Origin of the sequence: Salinicola halophilus, assembly GCF_003206155.1 — a bacterium.
Taxonomy (GTDB): Bacteria; Pseudomonadota; Gammaproteobacteria; order Pseudomonadales; family Halomonadaceae; genus Salinicola; species Salinicola halophilus.
This window is the reverse complement of the sequence record NZ_PZJV01000001.1, coordinates 1269689-1286596: the sequence shown is the minus strand read 5'-3', so window position 1 is coordinate 1286596 and position 16908 is coordinate 1269689. Positions and strand designations below refer to the sequence as shown.

Genomic DNA, 16908 nt, shown 5'->3' with positions numbered 1-16908 from the left:
AGATAGTCAAAAACGCCGCCGGGNNCCCGGCGGCGTTTTTCGTTGGCCTGCGACAGACGACGGCTCAGCGACGCGAGGCGGGCCGCAGGTCGTAGTCGAAGTACTCTTGCATGAGCGTCTCGAAGGTGCCGTCGGCGTAGACCGCGTCGAGGGCGCGATCGAACGACTGCGCCAGTTCCTTGTTTCGCGGATGCACGGCGATCGCGTTGCCGCGGCCGAAAATCGACTCCGGCTGATCGATGCGCGGGCCGACCTGCTCGTACTCGCTATCCGAGGCGCCGAGTGCCAGCGCGTCGAGCGCCACCGGGTAGTTGAGAAAGGCCAGGTCGAGTCGCTGAGATTCGAGATCCAGCGCCACGTCCGCCGCCGTGGCGTAGCGGCGAACTTCCAGGGTGTCGGCGTAGCGCTCGGTGATGAAGGCGTCCTGTGTCGTACCGCGCTGCACACCGACCGAACGACCTTCGAGGGATGCCGAATCGTCGAGGTCGATCTCGCTACCCTTGCGCGCTACCCAGACCTTGGGCGACATCGCGTAGGGCTTGGTAAAGCGCACCTGACGCTCGCGAGCCGGCGTGATTCGCATCGACGACAGGATCGCATCGTACTTGTGCGCGAGCAGCCCTGGAATGATGCCGTCCCATCCCTGCACGACCCACTCGCACTCGAGTTCGGCACGCTGGCAGAGTTCTTCGCCCAGATCGATCTCGAAACCCTCGAGATCCCCGGCGGCGTTGCGGTATTCGAAGGGCGGGTAGGGCACGTCGACGGCGATGCGCACGTGGCGCGTGTCGTCAGCGTGAGCCGTAGAGAATGCGGTGCCACCCACGGCGGCAAGGGAGAGCGCGAGCGCCGTGGCGGAAAGAGAGCGTGGTTTCAACACGGTTGTCCTTGGTCTTGTGTTTCGAATCTCCAGCGACATCGGCACCGGAGCGGCTCCAGCATGGCGCGGATCACGGTAGGAGGGAAGTGGCTCGCGAGCCGCCCTCGGCGAGTGACGAAGCGACGGCCGTCGCCAGGGCATGTAGACTGGGAGCCGCCCGGCTGGCGCGACGCCGGCCCGACAATCGCGGGATCTTCAAGCTCCGACCGTTCGAGACATTTGCCCCATGCCAACGCACTCCGATCGACGTTTCTCCACGCCCCCGGCTCCAACGAGCGCCCGTGCGCCCTGGCAGCGCTGCCAGTGGCTCGCCCTGGTCTGTCTCTGCCTCGTGCTCTCGGGCTGCGGTATCAACGATATTCCGACCCTCGACGAGAAGGTGAAGTCCGCCTGGTCGCAGGTGGAGAACCAGTACCAGCGCCGGGCCGACCTGATCCCCAACCTGGTCGAGACGGTAAAAGGCTATGCAAGCCAAGAGCGCGAGACGCTGACGGCAGTGACGGAAGCCCGCGCCAAGGCGACCTCGATCCAGGTCGACGCGGACACGCTCAACGATCCCCAGCAGATGCAGCGGTTCGAACAGGCGCAGCGCCAGCTCACCGGTGCACTTAGCCGCTTGATGGCAGTCTCCGAGCGCTATCCGGATCTCAAGTCGAATCAGAACTTCCTCGCCCTGCAGTCGCAGCTCGAAGGCACCGAGAATCGCATCTCTGTGGCGCGACGCGACTTCATCAACGCCGTCGAGGCCTACAACACCGAGATTCGTACCTTCCCCGGCAAGATCTGGCACAGCCTGATGTATAGCGATCTGCCGATCCGAGAAAACTTCGAGGCCACGGCAGCAAATGCCGATCAGGCCCCGCAGGTCGAATTCTGATGCGATTCACGGCTTTTCAACGTCGCCACGTCGCGCTCCTCGTCGGTCTGTGGCTTGCGCTGTTCACCGTCGTCGCGCAGGCCGCGCCGACGTTTCCGGAACTGACCGGGCGCGTGGTGGACGACGCAGAGCTGCTCGATGCCGCAACCGAATCCCGTCTCACCGACACGCTCACCGCCCATGAACAGGCGACCGGTGAGCAGGTCGTGGTGGTGACGCTGCCGGACCTGCAGGGCGAGCCCATCGAGGATTACGGCTATCAGCTCGGGCGTGCCTGGGGCATCGGTCAGGAGGGCGAGGACAACGGCGCGCTGCTGATCGTCGCCGTCGACGAGCGAGCCGTGCGGATCGAGGTCGGTTACGGTCTCGAGGGTCGCCTCACCGACGCGCAGTCCTCGCTCATCATCAATCAGATCATCACGCCGGCCTTTCGCGAGGGAGACTTCGCCGAGGGCATCGTCGACGGCACCGACGCGATCGTCCAGGTGCTTGGCGGCGATCCGCTGGCCCAGCCCGAGCGCCAGCCCGAGACGGCGAGAGAGGGGTCGAACCTCGGCGGTGCCGGCATCTGGTTCTCGATCCTGTTCTTCATCGTCATGATCATCGTTCGCAGCGGCGGCGGCGGCGGCGGCGGTAAAGGCGGTCGTCGCCGACGCGGACGCGGCATGCTCGGCGGCGCGATGATGGGCGGTGCGCTCGGCGGCGGTTTCGGCGGATCGGGCGGCGGCCTCGGTGGCGGTGGTTTCAGCGGCGGCGGCGGCGGCTTCGGCGGTGGCGGCGCTTCCGGCGGGTGGTAACGGCGGTGACTCAACAAGGACGAAGCGGCATGGCATTACTCAAAGAGAGCGAGCGGCGCGAAGTGGGCGACGCGATCGCCCGCGTGGAGCGCGATACGGACGCCGAGATCGTGACGGTGCTCGCCGCGCGAGCGGACGACTACGCCTACATTCCGCTGCTCTGGGCGGGGCTGGTGGCGCTGATCGTGCCGGGCGCGGTGGCCGTGGTCGCCAGCTGGATCGACCCGGCGACGGCGCAGTGGGTCGGCGGCTGGATGCTGCTGCTGTGGCAGTGGCTCACCTTCGTGATACTTGGCATCGTCTTCCGGCTGCCTGCGGTCACGCAGCGGCTGATCCCGCGCCACGTGCGGTTCTGGCGCGCCTCCAACCTGGCCCGACGCCAGTTCCTCGAGCAGAACCTGCATCACACCGAGGCGGAGACCGGCGTACTGATCTTCGTCTCGGAAGCGGAGCGCTACGTGGAGATTCTGGTCGACCGGGGTATCTCCAGCCGGCTGGAGAATGACGTCTGGGAACGCATCGTCGCCGATTTCACCCAGAAGGTTCGCGAGGGCCGTACCCAGCAGGGCTTTCTCGACTGCGTGGCGGCGTGCGGCGAACTGCTCAAGACCCACGTGCCTGTTACCCATGAGCGAAACGAGCTGCCCAACCGCCTCGTCGTACTGGAGTGACGGCGGCATGACCTGCCGGGGCGCGGTCTAGACGGGTCGCCGGGCCGGCATACAGATATCGGCCCGACAAACGACAGCGCCACCCTTTTCGAGGGTGGCGCTGTGGTATTCGGGCCGGGCGACAAAAGCGCCCTCGGCTCAGGCGTTACCGCTGGCGGCACCGCCGTTGCCGCTGCGACCTCGGCCACCGCGAGAGCGGCGCCGGCGCGGTGCGCCGCTTTCGTCACGACGATTGCCCTCGTTGCCGGGGGCACGGTTGCCGCGGTTGTCGTCGTCACGGTTCGACGCCGAGCTGCTCCCGCCACCGTTGCCACGGCCGCCGCCATTGCCACGGCCGCCACCGTTACCGCCGTTACCACCGCCGCCGCGGCGCTGACCGCTACCGCCGCCACCTCGGCGCTGGGCGGGACGCGGGGCACGGCCCTCGTTCTCGTCGACTTTGGGGCCCCCACCGGGAGTTGGCTCGAAGCCTTCGATGATCTGGCTCTCGAGACGCTGGCTGATCAGCCGCTCGATCCCGGCCAGCTCCTTCTTCTCGTCGACGCTCACCAGCGAGACGGCCTGACCGCTGGCGCCGGCACGGCCGGTACGGCCAATACGGTGGACATAGTCTTCGGCGACGTTGGGCAGCTCGAAGTTGACCACCTGCGGCAGCTGGTCGATATCCAGACCGCGGGCGGCGATGTCGGTCGCCACCAGGGCGCGAACATCACCGCTCTTGAACTCCGCCAGCGCCTTGGTGCGCGCGTTCTGGCTCTTGTTGCCGTGAATCGCCGCGGCCTCGATGCCCTGGCCTTCGAGATACTTGGTCAGCCGATTGGCGCCGTGCTTGGTGCGAGTGAAGACCAGCACCTGCTGCCACTGATGCGTCTGGATCAGATGCGAGAGCAGGGCGGGCTTGCGGCTCTTGTCGACCGGATGCACCCACTGGGTGACCGTGGTCGCGGCGGTGTTTCGCGGGGTGACCGAGACCTCCACCGGATCGTTGACCAGGCCGCGGGCGAGGCTTCGGATCTCGTTGGAGAAGGTCGCCGAAAAGAGCAGGTTCTGACGCTGCTTGGGCAGCACCGCCAGAATCTTTCGGATGTCGTGGATGAAGCCCATGTCGAGCATGCGGTCGGCTTCGTCGAGCACCAGCACTTCAAGCTGATCGAAGCGCACGGCCTTCTGCTGGTAGAGGTCCATCAGACGACCGGGCGTTGCCACCAGAATGTCGACGCCGCTCTTGAGCTTGGCGATCTGCGGGTTGATCTTGACGCCCCCGAAGACCACGGCGCTGTTGAGCGGCAGATGCTGGCCGTAGGTCTCCACGCTCTCGGCGACCTGGGCGGCGAGTTCGCGCGTGGGGGTCAGGATCAGTGCCCGAACGGGACGTGCGCCGCGGGGCGTCTCGCCCTGGGATAGACGGTGCAGAATGGGCAGGGTGAAACCTGCGGTCTTGCCGGTGCCGGTTTGGGCGGCGGCCATCACGTCGCGACCTTCGAGCACGGCGGGAATCGCCTGCTCCTGGATCGGGGACGGCGTGTCGTAGCCCTGTTCGGCCACGGCTTTCAATAACGGGGCGCTAAGGCCCAGCGAGTCAAAACGCATTCGGAATTCTCTAGGTCGCGGCAGAGGCGAAGCGAAGCGGCTACGCGCTGCCGGAAGTTGCCAAGGCTGGCGGGTGCGCCGAAGTGGCGCCGAGTCGGAGGGTCGTCATCTCTATGCGCTTCGCGTGACGACGGCCAGACGGGTAAAAACAGTGGGCGGCAGCTTAACGCATGTGCTTCGTCACGGCTATCTTGCTGATGGGCCGCTCTCTATTCGCGTCGCCGTCGCGACATCGAACAGCCCAATCCCGCTTTCAGGACCCCCCCAGGAGAGACATCATGCATCGAAGCCGTCTGGCCGCCCTCGTCATCGATAGCCAGGTCAACGATACCCAAACCGCCGTCGACTTTTGGGCGGCGGCGCTCGGCTGGCCCTGTCGAGAGCGCGACGGCGAGTACGGCCACCTCGATACCCCGGCCGACCAGCCCGACGTGCTGGTGCAGCGGGTCGCGCATGAAAGCCGCGTGCATCTGGACATCGAGACCGACGACATCGACGCCGAAGTCGCAAGGCTCGCCGCCATCGGCGCGACGGTGGTCGAGCGCTTTCCGCGCTGGGTGGTGATGCAGGCGCCTACCGGGCATCGCTTCTGTGTCGTGCATCCGCAGCGCCGTGATTTCGAGACGGCATCCGATATCAACCGCTGGCCGTAATGCGTATCGTGCCTGCCGGGGCGCCGTCTTGATTGACGCGCTCAGCTTTCGATGACTCCGGTCTTCGATTCGCCTGGCTCGCGACGTGAAAGAGACGCGATGCGCTTAACCTAGGAGCGATAACGGTGTGTGAACTACTCGGCATGAGCGCGAACGCCCCGGTGGATTTGCGCTTCAGCTGGCGCGGCTTTCGCCGTCGCGGCGGAGGCAACGGCCCGCATCGCGACGGCTTCGGCATCGGCGTCTATCGGGACGACGGCTATCACGACTTCCACGACCTCGCTTCGGCGGTCGATTCGCCCTTGGCGGATTTCCTGGCGACGACGCCCGTGCCCGCAACGACGCTGCTGGGGCATATCCGCCAGGCCAACGAGGGCAGCGTCGAGATGCAGAACACCTACCCGTTCACCCGAGAAATGAATGGCCGTCTCTGGGGCTACGTGATGCAGGGGCAGCTCGAGAACTTCGAAGCGCTCTCGCTCTCGGGGCGCTTCACGCCCCAGGGCAGCACCGACGGCGAGCACGCCTTCTGCTGGCTGCTCGACCGGCTCGCCGAGGTCGACATCGACGACCCGGCGACGGTGAACGCCGAGCTCGATATCTGCGGCAAGCGACTGGCCGAGATGGGCGTTTTCAACGTGCTGCTCAGCGACGGTGTGATGCTATACGCCTACGCCAGCAAGCCGATGCACTGGCTCACTCGGCGTGCGCCGTTTGGCGTCGCCGTCTCCGTCGACAGCGGCGAGCGCCTGGATCTCGCCGAGCACTGCGCCGCTACCACCGTGCAGACGCTGATCGCGACGCAGCCGCTGACCCACGAGCCGGGCTGGCAGCCGATGCCGGCCAACCGGGCGATGGCGTTTCGCGGTGGTGAGCGTCTGACGTTCGAGGCGCTCGACCCTCTCATCCCTGCCTGAAAGAGCCGCCGAGAGACTCGATTCGCCTGCCCGCGTCCAGCCCGGCGAGGATTGAACGCCGGCTGTCATCTGGCTACCGTCTTTTCGTCATGGGCCGTGAAGCACACTGCGTACCGACGGCGAGACGCGCCATGCGACCGGCAGACCGGCGCCGTTCGGCTCTCGTCGTACGCCCCCGCTGGACCACTCCTGGAGGAGATCATCATGGTGTCGAATCGTTCCTGCCTTACCCTCGCTCAAGAAGCGACCCGTACGTCATCGCGGCTCGTGCTGGCCGCTGCCATCGGCCTGGGCGGGTCGGTCGCGAGCGCCTGGGCTCAGGACGTGGCAGAACAACCCAGGGGCTCGACGCTCTGTACCAAGCTGCCGGTTCCGTGTGATGCGGTGATCGCCCATCGCGGCGCCTCTTTCGAGGCGCCGGAGTCCACGATGCCGGCCTATCTGCTCGCGCGTGAGCTGGGCGCCGACTATCTCGAGCTCGATCTCCAGCGGACGAAAGACGGCGAACTCATCGCCTTTCACGACGATACGCTCGGGCGCAACACCGACGTCGCCGAGGTCTTCCCCGAGCGGGCCAAGGCGCCGGTGTCGGCCTTCACGCTGGCTGAGCTCAAACGCCTCGACGCCGGTAGCTGGTTCAACGAGGCCTACCCCGCACGCGCTCGGGACAGCTACGCCGGGCTTGAGATTCTCACGCTCGACGAGGTCATCGATATCGCCGAGGGTGGCGACAATCGGCCCGGGCTCTACATCGAGACCAAGGTGCCGGAGCAGTTCCCGGGTATCGAAGCGGATCTTCGTGCCGCGCTCGAGGCGCGCGGCTGGGCGGGTGAGTCGACGACGTCACGCGAAGGGGCCACCGACGGTGCCGTCGCCGTTGCCGACGGGCCGGGGCGAGTGATCATGCAGACCTTCTCGCGTCAGAGCCTGCAGGCGCTGGAGACGACGCTTCCGAGCGTGCCTCGCGTGCTGCTGCTATGGCTCGGCGAAGGAGGGATCGATGCCGCCGCCGCCGATCCCCAGGCCGACACCGAGAGTACGGCCGACTACTACGCGCGCCAGCAGGTCGCCTCGAGCGAGGCCTATGCCGAGTGGATCGACTTCGCTAAGGCGCACGGTGCCATCGGCGTCGGCCCCTCGACGGTGCAGCAGGAACACGACGGCGCCTTCAGCAGCCAGTTCAGCTACGCCGATCTCGCCGAGCCGTGGATGATCGGCATGGCCCATGACGAAGGGCTGCTGGTCCACCCCTACACCGTCGACGAGCCGGTGGATTTCGCGCGCTATCGTGAGCGCGGTGTCGACGGTTTCTTCACCAATCGGCCGGCGGCGCTGCTCGAGTTCTACGATCGTCCCGCGGGCGATCCGGCGGACATGCTCGAGCGGCTGGGCTACTAAGTCGGCCTCCTTGGGCGAGCCTTCAGCCAACAGAACAGCCCGTTGCCTCCGACGACCCTTTTTTCGATATCCTTTTCGCTCGCCCCCAGGGCGAGCGTTTTCATTGAGCTGGAGATTCACCGTGACCGAACGTCCACAAGCGACGCCCAACGTGCAGGTAGACAACGACCGCGTTCGCGTGACCGAATGGCGCTTTGCCCCCGGCGCCGAAAGCGGCTGGCACGAGCAAGAGAACGACTACGTGGTGGTCCCCCAGACCACCGGTAAACTGGAGCTCGAGACCCTCGACGGGCATACCTTCTCGACGCTGGAGGCCGGCGTCTCCTACTACCGGGACAAGGGCGCGGAGCACAACGTGGTCAACGCCAACGATTTCGAGTTCGTCTTCGTCGAGATCGAGATGAAGTAGCGCTGGTCGGGCTCGACGACCCAGATGCCGGCCGTCGGCTTCGATGACTGGCAATCGGATCACAACAACAAGGAGTGAGAACGTTCGATGTCGGACGAGAGAATGCAGGGCGTCTGCCGATGGCTCGCCGACCAGCAGGCGGCGATGGTCGCCTGTCTGGAAACGCTGGTGAATATCGATTCCAACAGCCACGACAAGGCCGGTAACGATGCGGTGGCGGACGCGATCGTCGGCTGGCTGGCGGCGGACGGTATCGAGGTGCGGCGAACGTCGCGGCCGGACTCGGGAGACATTCTCGAAGCGCGCCTCGAGGGTGACGGCAGCGACGCCGCCGGCGGGCACGTGCTGATGATGGGGCACCGCGACACGGTCTTTCCCACCGGTACGGTGGGGAAGCGCGGCTATAGCCAGCAGGGCGATACCGCCTTCGGCCCCGGCGTCGCCGACATGAAGGGGGGGCTGGTGCTGAATCTCTTCGTGCTGCGCGCGTTGAAAAGATTCGAGCCGCTGCCGTTTCCGGTACGCGTGCTGTTCACCGCCGACGAGGAGATCGGCTCGCGTGACGGTACGGCGTTCATTCGCGAGGCGGCGACAGGCGCGAGAGCCGTGCTCAACGCCGAGCCGGGTCGAGTCAGCGGCAATGTGGTGACGGGACGCAAGGGCGGCGCAGCGTTTCTGATCGAAGTCGAGGGACGCGCTGCCCACGCCGGCGTCAGCCACGCCGACGGCGCCAGTGCCATCGAGGCGCTGGCGCGCAAGATCGTCAAGCTGCATGCGCTGACGGACTACGAGGTGGGCGTGACCACCAACGTTGGCGTGATCGAGGGTGGCGTATCGCGCAACACGATCGCCCCATCGGCGAGCGCGCAGCTCGATACCCGCTTCGTCACCAATGTCCAGCGCGAGGCGCTCCTGTCGGCGATCGAGGCGATCGTCGCCGAGGAGGAGGTGCCCGGCACGCGGGCGACGCTGACACAGGTCTCCGGTTTTCTCCCCATGGAGCCGGCCATGAGCGAGGCGCTCTTTGCGCGATATCAGGCGCAGGCAAACGCGCTCGGTTTCGAGATCGGCGGCGAGTTCACCGGCGGCTGTTCGGATGCCGGGACCACCGCGAGCCTGGGTATTCCGACCCTGTGCGGTACCGGTCCGGTGGGCGCCAAAATGCACACCGAAGCGGAGTATTGCCGTCTCGATACCTTCGTGCCGCGGGCGCAGGCGGTCGCGCTGACCATTCTGGATCTGGCCGACGCGCACTGAGACGCAAGCACTGGCGTTGCCGAACGCTACGTGGCTCCCCCCGCGTTCGGCGGGCGCACCCTGGGGCTAATCGCGTGTGGCGAAGCGGTCGGTGGCGCGGACGAGGGCGCGCTGGATATCGGGTTCGCTGAAGGCGTGCCCCGCGCCCTCGATGATCTCGAGTTCCGCCTCTGGCCATGCCTGCTTGAGGTCCCAGGCGTTGCGCAGCGGACAGACCATGTCGTAGCGACCGTGGATGATGACGCCGGGAATGCCGGAGAGTCGTGATGCCTGGCGCAGCAGCTGATCGTCGGACTCGAGAAACCCCTTGTGGGTGAAGTAGTGGTTCTCGATGCGGGCAAAGGCCAGCGCAAAGCGAGCGTCGGCATGCGAGGCGGATGCATCCACCGGCGTCAGCCGCGAGGTCTCGCCCTCCCAGACGCTCCAGTGGCGTGCCGCCTCCAGTTGACGGTCGGGGTCGTCGCCGTTGAGTCGCTCGTGGAAGGCGGTGATGACATCGTCATGACGCGCGGATGGCAGTATCTCCACCAGCCTCGCCCATTTCTCCGGGAAGACGTTGCGCGCCCCGTCCTTGTAGAACCAGTCGAGCTCCCGCTGACGCATGGTGAAGATGCCGCGCAGCACGAGTTCGCTGACGCGTTCGGGGTGGGTTTCGGCGTAGGCGAGCGCCAGCGTGGAGCCCCAAGAGCCGCCAAAGACCTGCCACCGGTCCGCACCGATCATCTCGCGCAGCCTCTCCATGTCGGCGATCAGATCCCAGGTGGTGTTGTTCTCCAGGCTCGCGTGCGGCGTGGATCGACCGCAGCCGCGCTGGTCGAACAGCAGCACGTCGTAGCGCTCGGGGTCGAACAGCCGACGATGAACGGGACCACAGCCGCCGCCGGGGCCGCCGTGAAGGAATACCACCGGTTTACCCGTCGGGTTGCCGCAGCGCTCCCAATAGATGCGGTGACCCTCCGGTGTCTGGAGATGGCCGGACTCCCGCGGCTCGATCGGTGGATAGAGCGGTGAGTCGTCGGCGGTGGATGTGTCGACTGACATGATTGGCCTTATGCAGTGAATGAAAGGGCGAAACGCAGTGAATGAAGTGCCGGACGTAACGGCGATGATGTCGTCACACGGCTCTGCTACCATCTCGACACTTTGACCCAAAGGCGCGGCGTGACTCCAGCGCGATCTGCCGCCGGGTCCTCCGATCCGAACGAGAGCGGTCGCCGACGGCCGCGACAGGACGTCATGAAAACTCGCGATACCGGCTTTCGCCACCTGTTCTACTCCACCGGCTATTCATTGAAGGGGCTGGTCGCCGCGTTCCGCAACGAAACCGCGTTTCGACAGGAACTTGCGGTTTGCGCCGTGCTCGTCCCCTTTGCCTGGTGGATCGGCAAGAACCCCGTCGAATGGCTGGTACTGGTGGGCAGCTGCGTGTTCGTGCTGATCGTCGAGCTGCTCAACAGTGCCGTCGAGACGGTGGTCGACCGCATCGGGCCGGAGCATCACGAGCTCTCCGGGCGCGCCAAGGACATCGGCTCGGCGGCGGTCATGCTGGCGCTGGGGATGGCGGCGACCACCTGGGGGCTTCTCGCCTGGGACAAGTTCTTCGGCTGAGTGAGTCGCTCGCCCCTCATTGCCGGTCTCGACGCCTGCGCTCACCGACCGCGAGGCGTTTCAGCCGAGATCTTCCGGCCGGTCGACGTCGCGCCGAATGCTCGGCGTGTCGACCGGCACCCAGTGACACGCTGCGCGATGACGCGTCACGATCTCGCGGGCGCCTTCACCCTCGGTGAGCGTTGCCAGTTCTGCCCAGAACCCGCGGCCGAACAGTACCGGATGCCCGCCGCCGCTGCCGTGATGCGGCATGACGATCCGTTCGGAACGGGCCGCCGCGTTCAGCCGTCGGCACAGGTTGGCCTCCAGCCACGGCATGTCGGCGAGCACGACCGACGCGGCGATCGCCGGCTCGTCGCGCTCGCACAGGTGTCGAAAGGCATCGCCCAGCGTGCCCCCCAGCCCCCGCGCCGCACTCGGCGCTTCGAGGCATTCGACCGGCGCCTTGTCGTTGACGATGTGTTCGATCTCGAGCGACGCCAGCGTCTCCCCCGGGCGTACCAGTACGTAGATCTTGCGATAGGCCGGCGCGATGGCGGCCAGCGTCGTCTCGAGCAGCGTGCGCCCGTCCCCCAGGCGATGGCGACGCTTGTCGGCGCCGAAGCGCTCCCCGCGGCCGGCGGCCATCACCAGCGCGATGGCGTCATGCGAAACGTCAGAGAGCATGGCGCGACTTGCCCCGGCGTACGCGAAGCACGTCGGCAACCACGGCCAGTGCGATCTCCGCCGGCGTCTTGCTGTCCAGGTCCAGCCCGATCGGCATGTGAATGCGTTCGATGGCCGCCGCCTCCAGGCCACCCGAGCGTGCCAGACGTTCGGCACGCTTGGCGGAGGTCCGCTTGGAACCCATCACACCGACGTAGAAGGCCGGCGTGCGCACGGCTTCGATCACCGCCAGATCGTCGATGCGCGGATCGTGGGTCAGTGCCACGACGGCGGTCGCCGCGTGACAGGCGCCGGAGGCGATGAACAGCGACGGCAGCGCGGACTGGACTTCGACCCCTTCGACGTGGAAGTCGCGTCGCATGTCATCACGTGGGTCGCAGACGATCACCTCGAAGCCGAGCGCGCGGGCGAACTCGGCGCAGAAGTGCGATACCGGCGAGATGCCGGCGATGATCAGGCGCAGGGCGGGGCCGACCCGCAGTTTGACGATGTCGCCGTCGCGCTCGACCCGGGGGCCGTTTTCGCCGGCCTCGACGAAGCGTTTGCGCTGGCGCTCCAGGTCGATGTGACGCAGCAGTGAGCGCTGACCGAGCAGCGTGGCATGGAGCACTTCCAGGTGGGTCAGCGTCTCGGCGCTGGGTTCGAGACGTTCGACCAGTACATCGAGAATACCGCCGCAGGGTAGCGATACCTGCGGCGATTCGTCGGCGCCGTCGCCGTAGCGGATGACGTCGAACGCCTGCGTGAAGTGCCCCTTGGCGACTCGTTCGAGAAAATCTTCCTCGATGCAGCCGCCCGACAGCGAGCCGACGCAAGTGCCATCGGCCTTGGCGACGAGCATCGAGCCGGGTTCGCGAGGCGAGGAGCCGAAGGTGGCGAGAACGCTGCACAGCCAGACGGTCTCGCCGTCGTTGGCCCACGCCAGTGCGGCGTCGAGAACCTGTAGATCCAGATGCTGCATGAAGACTCGTTCCTTGAGTGAAAAGATCGTAAGCCGAAAGGCTGGTTTTTAACGTCGGGCATCTAACAACGTTCGATTGCCTGAGTATAATTCGGGAGATGTCGCCGATCTCTTACAAAAAATCGGGTGGCGTCGTGAGTTTGGCTGACAGCTCCTCTCCCGCAAACGCTCTATGCTCAGTAATACATCGGCGAGATTAGCGTGAGAGTGGCCGGCTGTGGTGTCGCGACCTGATCGGCATTCAACCGGTTTTCCGGTTGTCGCATACTGAAGGGGCGGTGCGAAATACCGCTTGATACGGTGTCGCCTGAGGTAGGTCACGAGCTTTCGTCATCGCCGTCGCGCGTTACCCAAACGGAGCTTTCACGCAATGTCTTATCGATATCCAGTCGCCGAGCGTTCCGTCGATCCGAGCTCGTTCTACGGGCGACTCGAGGATGTCGCGTTCAGTGACGGTGTTCCCTTCACCGATCAGGTCGGGCATCTGCTGCGTCGGGCCTACCAGCGTCATACGGCGCTTTTCCAGCAGCAGAGCTCGGACTCGCAGCTCACGCCGATCCAGTTCGTCGCGTTGAGTGCCTTGGAGGAGCGCGGCGCAAGCTCTCTCACCGAACTGGTCAAGGCAACCTCGATCGACCCGGCGACGATTCGCGGCGTCATCAAACGCATGCAGACCCGCGGCTGGATCGAGACGACCTCCGATCCCTGCGATCAGCGCAAGGTGATCGTCGGGTTGACCGCGGCGGGGCGTGCGCTGCTCCAGAAGATGGTGCCGCGCGCCCAGCGGGTCACGGCGATGACGATGAAAGGGCTTAACGTTGCCGAGCGCGTCGCGCTGATCCATCTGCTCGAGAAGATGACGGAGGCCGACGACGAGACGTATGAGGGAAAGCCCGCGCCGCGCATCGCGCACCTCGATGATGTGAGTCGCTACTAACGCCGATCACGCGACGATTCTCCCATCGTTGCGAAGCTGGCGTGTCGAACGGCACGCCAATCCCACTCCTGCAGGTGACATTTCCTTCTCGGCCCGGCACTCTCTTGCGGCGGCGTGAGCTTCTCGCCGACATCCCGATCTTTGGAGCACGAGAGGAACGTCGATGAACGCACGCCATTACCAATGGGCCGTCTGGGCGGTGGTAGGACTCTGCTACGTCGTCCCCTATGGACCCCTGACGGGCATTGCCCACTGGTACGGCAGCTTCCTCTTCTGGGGGGTGGCCGGGGTGGCGATCATCGCCCTCAACGTGCTGATGACTGCCGATTTCGACGACCGATTCGAGGAGTGACCGATGTCGCTGAGTCTCATCTGGGCGGCGGTCGGTGTCTATCTCCTGCTCGGCCTCGCCATCGCTTTTCTGTCGCGCTCGGACAGCACCAACGGCGCGCGGGTGGACATGTCGGGATTCTTCCTCGGCAACCGCCAGATGAACGGCTTCGTCTCCGCGCTGAGCTACAGCGCCACCACCTATAGTGCCTTCATGATGGTCGGCCTGGCCGGGTTGACCTACGCCGGTGGCGTCGGCGCGTTCGGTTTCGAGATCGTCTATTTCGCCGGCGTCTCGTTGGTGGCGATCTTCGGCCCCAAATTCTGGGCCGTGGGCAAGCGGTTCGGCTATGTCACGCCCAGCGAGATGCTGGGCCACCGCTATGCCGATCGCCGGGTCGCCATCGCCACCGCGCTGGCGAGCTGTCTATTCTTGATCCCGTATGCCGCGGTGCAGCTGGCCGGCGTCGGCTACCTGCTCGCCGGGATGAGCGGCGGGGCGATCACGTTCACCACGGGGGTGGTGGTCGCCGCGATCCTGGCGATCCTGTTTTCGTTCATTGCCGGGATTCGCTCGGTGATGTGGACCGATTCGCTGCAGGCGCTGTTCATGATCGTGGCGTCCACGCTGGTCGCGCTGCTGGTGGTGGAGTCGCTCGGCGGGTTCGCTGCGCTCTTCGATACGCTGGCCACCGAGCACCCGGAGGCGCTGACCGTGCCCGGCTCGGGACTTTTCAGCCTGACCACCTTTCTCGGCCTCACTCTTCCCTGGTTCTTCTTCAGCCTCTCCAACCCGCAGGTCAGCCAACGGCTGTTCATGCCGGCCTCGCTCAGATCGATGCGCCAGATGCTGATCGGCTTTCTGGTCTTCGGCTTCGTCTACACCCTGGTGTCGGTGCTGTGGGGGTTCTCGGCGCTGGTGGCGTTTCCGGGGCTTGTGCAGTCGGATCTGGCGACGCCCACGCTGCTGGCCTCCGAGCATGTGCCGCCGATACTCGGCGTGATCGTGATGGTGGGTATCCTCGCCGCCGCCGTCTCGACCATCGACTCGATCATGCTCACGCTCTCCTCGATGGTCTCGCGGGACGTCTACGCCAACCTCTCGCCGACGGCGAGCGAGGCGCGCCAGCTCCGGGTGGGCAAGTGGGTGCTGCCGGTGATCGCCCTGCTCGCGCTGATGTTCGCCGAACTCCAGCTCGACCTGATCGCGGTGCTCTCCGTTGCCGCCTCCACCGGGCTCGTCGTGGTCGTCCCGCCGATCATCGGGGCGTTCTACTGGCGTCGGGGAACGGCCGTCGGCGCGCTGGCGAGCATCATTGGCGGCGGTGCAGCGGTGATCGCGCTCTACGCGACCGGCATCAAGCCGCTGGGCCTGCCGCCGGGCATCTGGGCGCTACCGGTGGCGCTGGTGCTGTACGTCGCCGCGAGCCTCGTCACGAGAGCGCCCGAGACGCGTACCCGCGAGTTCCTGGCCGCAGCGGGACGCTAGGCGCCGGGCTAGCGGAGACGAGACGCCTTGGCCGATGGTGCCTGGGTGGGCGACGATCGGGCGTGGCGAAGGGCCAGCGCGAGCAGCACGAGTACCGGCAGTGCCAGCAGCAGGTTGACGACCTGCCAGCCCAGCCACGACTGGAGCGGCCCGGCCATCAGCGCCGCAATCGCGGCCAGCGAGAAGACGCTGAAGTCATTGATCGCCTGCAGTCGCGGCGCCTCGATGGCGCCGTGCAGCGTCGTCAGCCAGGCGCTCGCCGCCAGAAACGTGAAGTTCCAACCCAGCCCCAGCAGAACGAGCCCGGCGATAAACCCGACGAGTGCCGGCGCGAGCAGCGAACAACCCAGGCTCATCAGCAGGCAGAGCGCGCCTGCGGCGATCATCCGCGGATGACCGAGGCGTCGAATCAAGCGTCCGGTGACGAAGGAGGGCGCGAACATCGCCAGCATGTGCCACTGAATGACATCGGCGACGTGTCCGAAGTCGTGGCGTGCCGCCGTCATCGCCAGCGGCGTCGCCGTCATTGCCAGGTTCATGACGCTGTAACCCAGCGCGGCGCAGAGCACGGCGGCGACCAGTGCCGGCCGGCGCCGAACCGCGCCCGGCGGGCGTGAAGGTTGGGTAGCGGTCAGGCCGCGGGTAACACTGCCCGGCAGCCGTAGACGCAGCAGAATCAAAAGCGCCAGTCCGTAAAGCGCTGCGAGACCGGCGAAAGCGCCCAGAAACTCGGTGGCGAACAGATCGCGAAGGTGGCGAGCCAGCCAGGGGCCGGCGAAGGCGGCGATGACGCCGCCGGCCATGACCCAGCTCAGCGCGCTATCGCGCTGCTCCGGCCCCACCACGTCCACCGCCGCGAAGCGATAGAGCATGCCGGTAGCGATGCTCGCCCCGATCCCCAGCGTGCCGATGACGAAGCCGATGAAAGACGCCTCGAGCAGGGCCAGTCCGCACAGGCCCACCCCCGCCAGACCGATTAGATTGCCGATGACGAAGGCTCGCTTGCGCCCCCATCTCGCCGTCAAATAGCCGGCAGGTAGTGTCGCGGCGGTCAAACCGGCCAGCTGTGTCGCGACGGGCAGGGTGGAGAGAATGGGTGACGGCGCAAGCCAGGCGCCGACCAGTGGGCTCACCGCGATCAGCAGCACGCTACCGGTGGTCAGCAGCGCCTGACACAGCGCCAGCCCCCAGACCGTGGGAGGAAGCGAGGTCCTGGACTTCGCTGTCACGAGACGTCCCCATGCGCCACGTCGCCGTGACCGAAGCGGGCGCGATAGACGCTGGGCGGCAGCCCGTAGCGTGCTGGCTTGCCCTCGCGATCGGCCGTGGCAAAGACCTGCCAGGGGCCGCTGGCATCGAGCAGCTGGCAGCCGGGATAGATGAATAGATCCACGGTGTGGGGCATGGCGCGATCCTCTGTGGCGTTCGCCGAGTCTGGCGCCCGCTGGCGGTGTCGGCAATGTCCCTG

19 protein-coding genes are annotated in these 16908 nt (G+C 66.2%); 12 read left to right on the top strand and 7 right to left on the bottom strand.

The annotated features are described in order from the left end of the window. Positions 1-64 precede the first annotated feature (64 nt). Positions 65-880 (bottom strand): transporter substrate-binding domain-containing protein, encoded by an 816-nt coding sequence (locus DOM33_RS05850; protein WP_420820181.1) that lies wholly within the window; start codon positions 878-880, stop codon positions 65-67. A 226-nt stretch (positions 881-1106) separates the two neighbouring features. Between DOM33_RS05850 and DOM33_RS05845 the strand changes: the two genes are divergently transcribed. From DOM33_RS05845 to DOM33_RS05835, 3 genes are read left to right on the top strand one after another with little or no spacing between them, the layout of a single operon-like run. Further along, entirely contained in the window at positions 1107-1757 is a 651-nt protein-coding gene (locus DOM33_RS05845; RefSeq protein ID WP_110666659.1) for a LemA family protein, read from the top strand. Continuing rightward, positions 1757-2554 carry a TPM domain-containing protein gene (locus DOM33_RS05840; RefSeq protein ID WP_110666657.1) on the top strand — a complete coding sequence of 266 codons (798 nt, stop codon included), beginning with the start codon at positions 1757-1759 and terminating at the stop codon, positions 2552-2554. Before DOM33_RS05845 ends, DOM33_RS05840 begins: the two co-directional genes overlap by 1 nt. Positions 2555-2583: 29 nt before the next feature. After that, positions 2584-3225: a TPM domain-containing protein gene (locus DOM33_RS05835; protein WP_110666656.1), complete on the top strand. Its 642-nt coding sequence runs from the start codon at positions 2584-2586 to the stop codon at positions 3223-3225. A gap of 138 nt (positions 3226-3363) precedes the next feature. Here the strand turns inward: DOM33_RS05835 and DOM33_RS05830 are convergent, their stop codons facing one another. After that, complete coding sequence (locus DOM33_RS05830) at positions 3364-4815, bottom strand: DEAD/DEAH box helicase (RefSeq protein ID WP_110666654.1); 1452 nt, start codon at positions 4813-4815, stop codon at positions 3364-3366. A 278-nt stretch (positions 4816-5093) separates the two neighbouring features. Here DOM33_RS05830 and DOM33_RS05825 point away from each other — a divergent pair, with 278 nt between their 5' ends. The 5 genes from DOM33_RS05825 (at position 5094) to DOM33_RS05805 (ending at position 9449) form a co-directional block, all read left to right on the top strand. After that, positions 5094-5468 carry a VOC family protein gene (locus DOM33_RS05825; protein ID WP_110666653.1) on the top strand — a complete coding sequence of 125 codons (375 nt, stop codon included), beginning with the start codon at positions 5094-5096 and terminating at the stop codon, positions 5466-5468. 125 nt (positions 5469-5593) lie between these two features. After that, complete coding sequence (locus DOM33_RS05820; protein ID WP_162617905.1) at positions 5594-6385, top strand: class II glutamine amidotransferase; 792 nt, start codon at positions 5594-5596, stop codon at positions 6383-6385. A gap of 204 nt (positions 6386-6589) precedes the next feature. Further along, positions 6590-7783, top strand: a complete 1194-nt coding sequence (locus tag DOM33_RS05815) for a glycerophosphodiester phosphodiesterase (protein WP_110666649.1) — start codon at positions 6590-6592, stop codon at positions 7781-7783. A gap of 121 nt (positions 7784-7904) precedes the next feature. After that, positions 7905-8192, top strand: a complete 288-nt coding sequence (locus DOM33_RS05810) for a cupin domain-containing protein (RefSeq protein ID WP_204352613.1) — start codon at positions 7905-7907, stop codon at positions 8190-8192. An 87-nt stretch (positions 8193-8279) separates the two neighbouring features. Continuing rightward, positions 8280-9449, top strand: coding sequence for a M20 family metallopeptidase (locus DOM33_RS05805; protein WP_110666645.1), 1170 nt, complete (start codon positions 8280-8282; stop codon positions 9447-9449). Positions 9450-9515: 66 nt separating this feature from the next. Here the strand turns inward: DOM33_RS05805 and pip are convergent, their stop codons facing one another. After that, positions 9516-10490 (bottom strand): prolyl aminopeptidase, encoded by a 975-nt coding sequence (gene pip, locus DOM33_RS05800; protein ID WP_110666643.1) that lies wholly within the window; start codon positions 10488-10490, stop codon positions 9516-9518. Positions 10491-10685: 195 nt separating this feature from the next. Here pip and DOM33_RS05795 point away from each other — a divergent pair, with 195 nt between their 5' ends. Then, positions 10686-11057 carry a diacylglycerol kinase gene (locus DOM33_RS05795; protein ID WP_110666642.1) on the top strand — a complete coding sequence of 124 codons (372 nt, stop codon included), beginning with the start codon at positions 10686-10688 and terminating at the stop codon, positions 11055-11057. 60 nt (positions 11058-11117) lie between these two features. Here the strand turns inward: DOM33_RS05795 and DOM33_RS05790 are convergent, their stop codons facing one another. Further along, positions 11118-11723, bottom strand: a complete 606-nt coding sequence (locus DOM33_RS05790; RefSeq protein ID WP_110666640.1) for a nucleotidyltransferase family protein — start codon at positions 11721-11723, stop codon at positions 11118-11120. After that, on the bottom strand, positions 11713-12684 hold the full coding sequence (locus DOM33_RS05785) for an XdhC family protein (RefSeq protein WP_110666638.1): 972 nt from the start codon (positions 12682-12684) through the stop codon (positions 11713-11715). Before DOM33_RS05785 ends, DOM33_RS05790 begins: the two co-directional genes overlap by 11 nt. Before the next feature lie 370 nt (positions 12685-13054). Between DOM33_RS05785 and DOM33_RS05780 the strand changes: the two genes are divergently transcribed. The 3 genes from DOM33_RS05780 (at position 13055) to DOM33_RS05770 (ending at position 15440) form a co-directional block, all read left to right on the top strand. After that, on the top strand, positions 13055-13621 hold the full coding sequence (locus DOM33_RS05780) for a MarR family winged helix-turn-helix transcriptional regulator (RefSeq protein ID WP_110666636.1): 567 nt from the start codon (positions 13055-13057) through the stop codon (positions 13619-13621). Positions 13622-13784: 163 nt separating this feature from the next. Continuing rightward, complete coding sequence (locus tag DOM33_RS05775) at positions 13785-13973, top strand: hypothetical protein (protein ID WP_110666634.1); 189 nt, start codon at positions 13785-13787, stop codon at positions 13971-13973. Between the two features lie 3 nt (positions 13974-13976). Then, a complete protein-coding gene (locus tag DOM33_RS05770; protein WP_110666632.1) occupies positions 13977-15440 on the top strand; it encodes a sodium:solute symporter family protein in 1464 nt (487 codons plus the stop codon). Positions 15441-15448: 8 nt separating this feature from the next. Here DOM33_RS05770 and DOM33_RS05765 read toward each other — a convergent pair whose 3' ends face one another. Both DOM33_RS05765 and DOM33_RS05760 read right to left on the bottom strand, forming a co-directional pair. Continuing rightward, positions 15449-16669 carry an MFS transporter gene (locus DOM33_RS05765; RefSeq protein ID WP_110666630.1) on the bottom strand — a complete coding sequence of 407 codons (1221 nt, stop codon included), beginning with the start codon at positions 16667-16669 and terminating at the stop codon, positions 15449-15451. Then, a complete protein-coding gene (locus DOM33_RS05760) occupies positions 16666-16845 on the bottom strand; it encodes a hypothetical protein (protein WP_110666628.1) in 180 nt (59 codons plus the stop codon). Before DOM33_RS05760 ends, DOM33_RS05765 begins: the two co-directional genes overlap by 4 nt. Positions 16846-16908 lie beyond the last annotated feature (63 nt).

Coding starts and splice junctions, on each gene's coding strand:
- DOM33_RS05845 (WP_110666659.1), top strand. CDS start 1,107: ATGCCAACGCACTCCGATCGACGTTTCTCCACGCCCCCGGCTCCAACG.
- DOM33_RS05840 (WP_110666657.1), top strand. CDS start 1,757: ATGCGATTCACGGCTTTTCAACGTCGCCACGTCGCGCTCCTCGTCGGT.
- DOM33_RS05835 (WP_110666656.1), top strand. CDS start 2,584: ATGGCATTACTCAAAGAGAGCGAGCGGCGCGAAGTGGGCGACGCGATC.
- DOM33_RS05830 (WP_110666654.1), bottom strand. CDS start 4,815: ATGCGTTTTGACTCGCTGGGCCTTAGCGCCCCGTTATTGAAAGCCGTG.
- DOM33_RS05825 (WP_110666653.1), top strand. CDS start 5,094: ATGCATCGAAGCCGTCTGGCCGCCCTCGTCATCGATAGCCAGGTCAAC.
- DOM33_RS05815 (WP_110666649.1), top strand. CDS start 6,590: ATGGTGTCGAATCGTTCCTGCCTTACCCTCGCTCAAGAAGCGACCCGT.
- DOM33_RS05805 (WP_110666645.1), top strand. CDS start 8,280: ATGTCGGACGAGAGAATGCAGGGCGTCTGCCGATGGCTCGCCGACCAG.
- pip (WP_110666643.1), bottom strand. CDS start 10,490: ATGTCAGTCGACACATCCACCGCCGACGACTCACCGCTCTATCCACCG.
- DOM33_RS05795 (WP_110666642.1), top strand. CDS start 10,686: ATGAAAACTCGCGATACCGGCTTTCGCCACCTGTTCTACTCCACCGGC.
- DOM33_RS05790 (WP_110666640.1), bottom strand. CDS start 11,723: ATGCTCTCTGACGTTTCGCATGACGCCATCGCGCTGGTGATGGCCGCC.
- DOM33_RS05785 (WP_110666638.1), bottom strand. CDS start 12,684: ATGCAGCATCTGGATCTACAGGTTCTCGACGCCGCACTGGCGTGGGCC.
- DOM33_RS05780 (WP_110666636.1), top strand. CDS start 13,055: ATGTCTTATCGATATCCAGTCGCCGAGCGTTCCGTCGATCCGAGCTCG.
- DOM33_RS05775 (WP_110666634.1), top strand. CDS start 13,785: ATGAACGCACGCCATTACCAATGGGCCGTCTGGGCGGTGGTAGGACTC.
- DOM33_RS05770 (WP_110666632.1), top strand. CDS start 13,977: ATGTCGCTGAGTCTCATCTGGGCGGCGGTCGGTGTCTATCTCCTGCTC.
- DOM33_RS05760 (WP_110666628.1), bottom strand. CDS start 16,845: ATGCCCCACACCGTGGATCTATTCATCTATCCCGGCTGCCAGCTGCTC.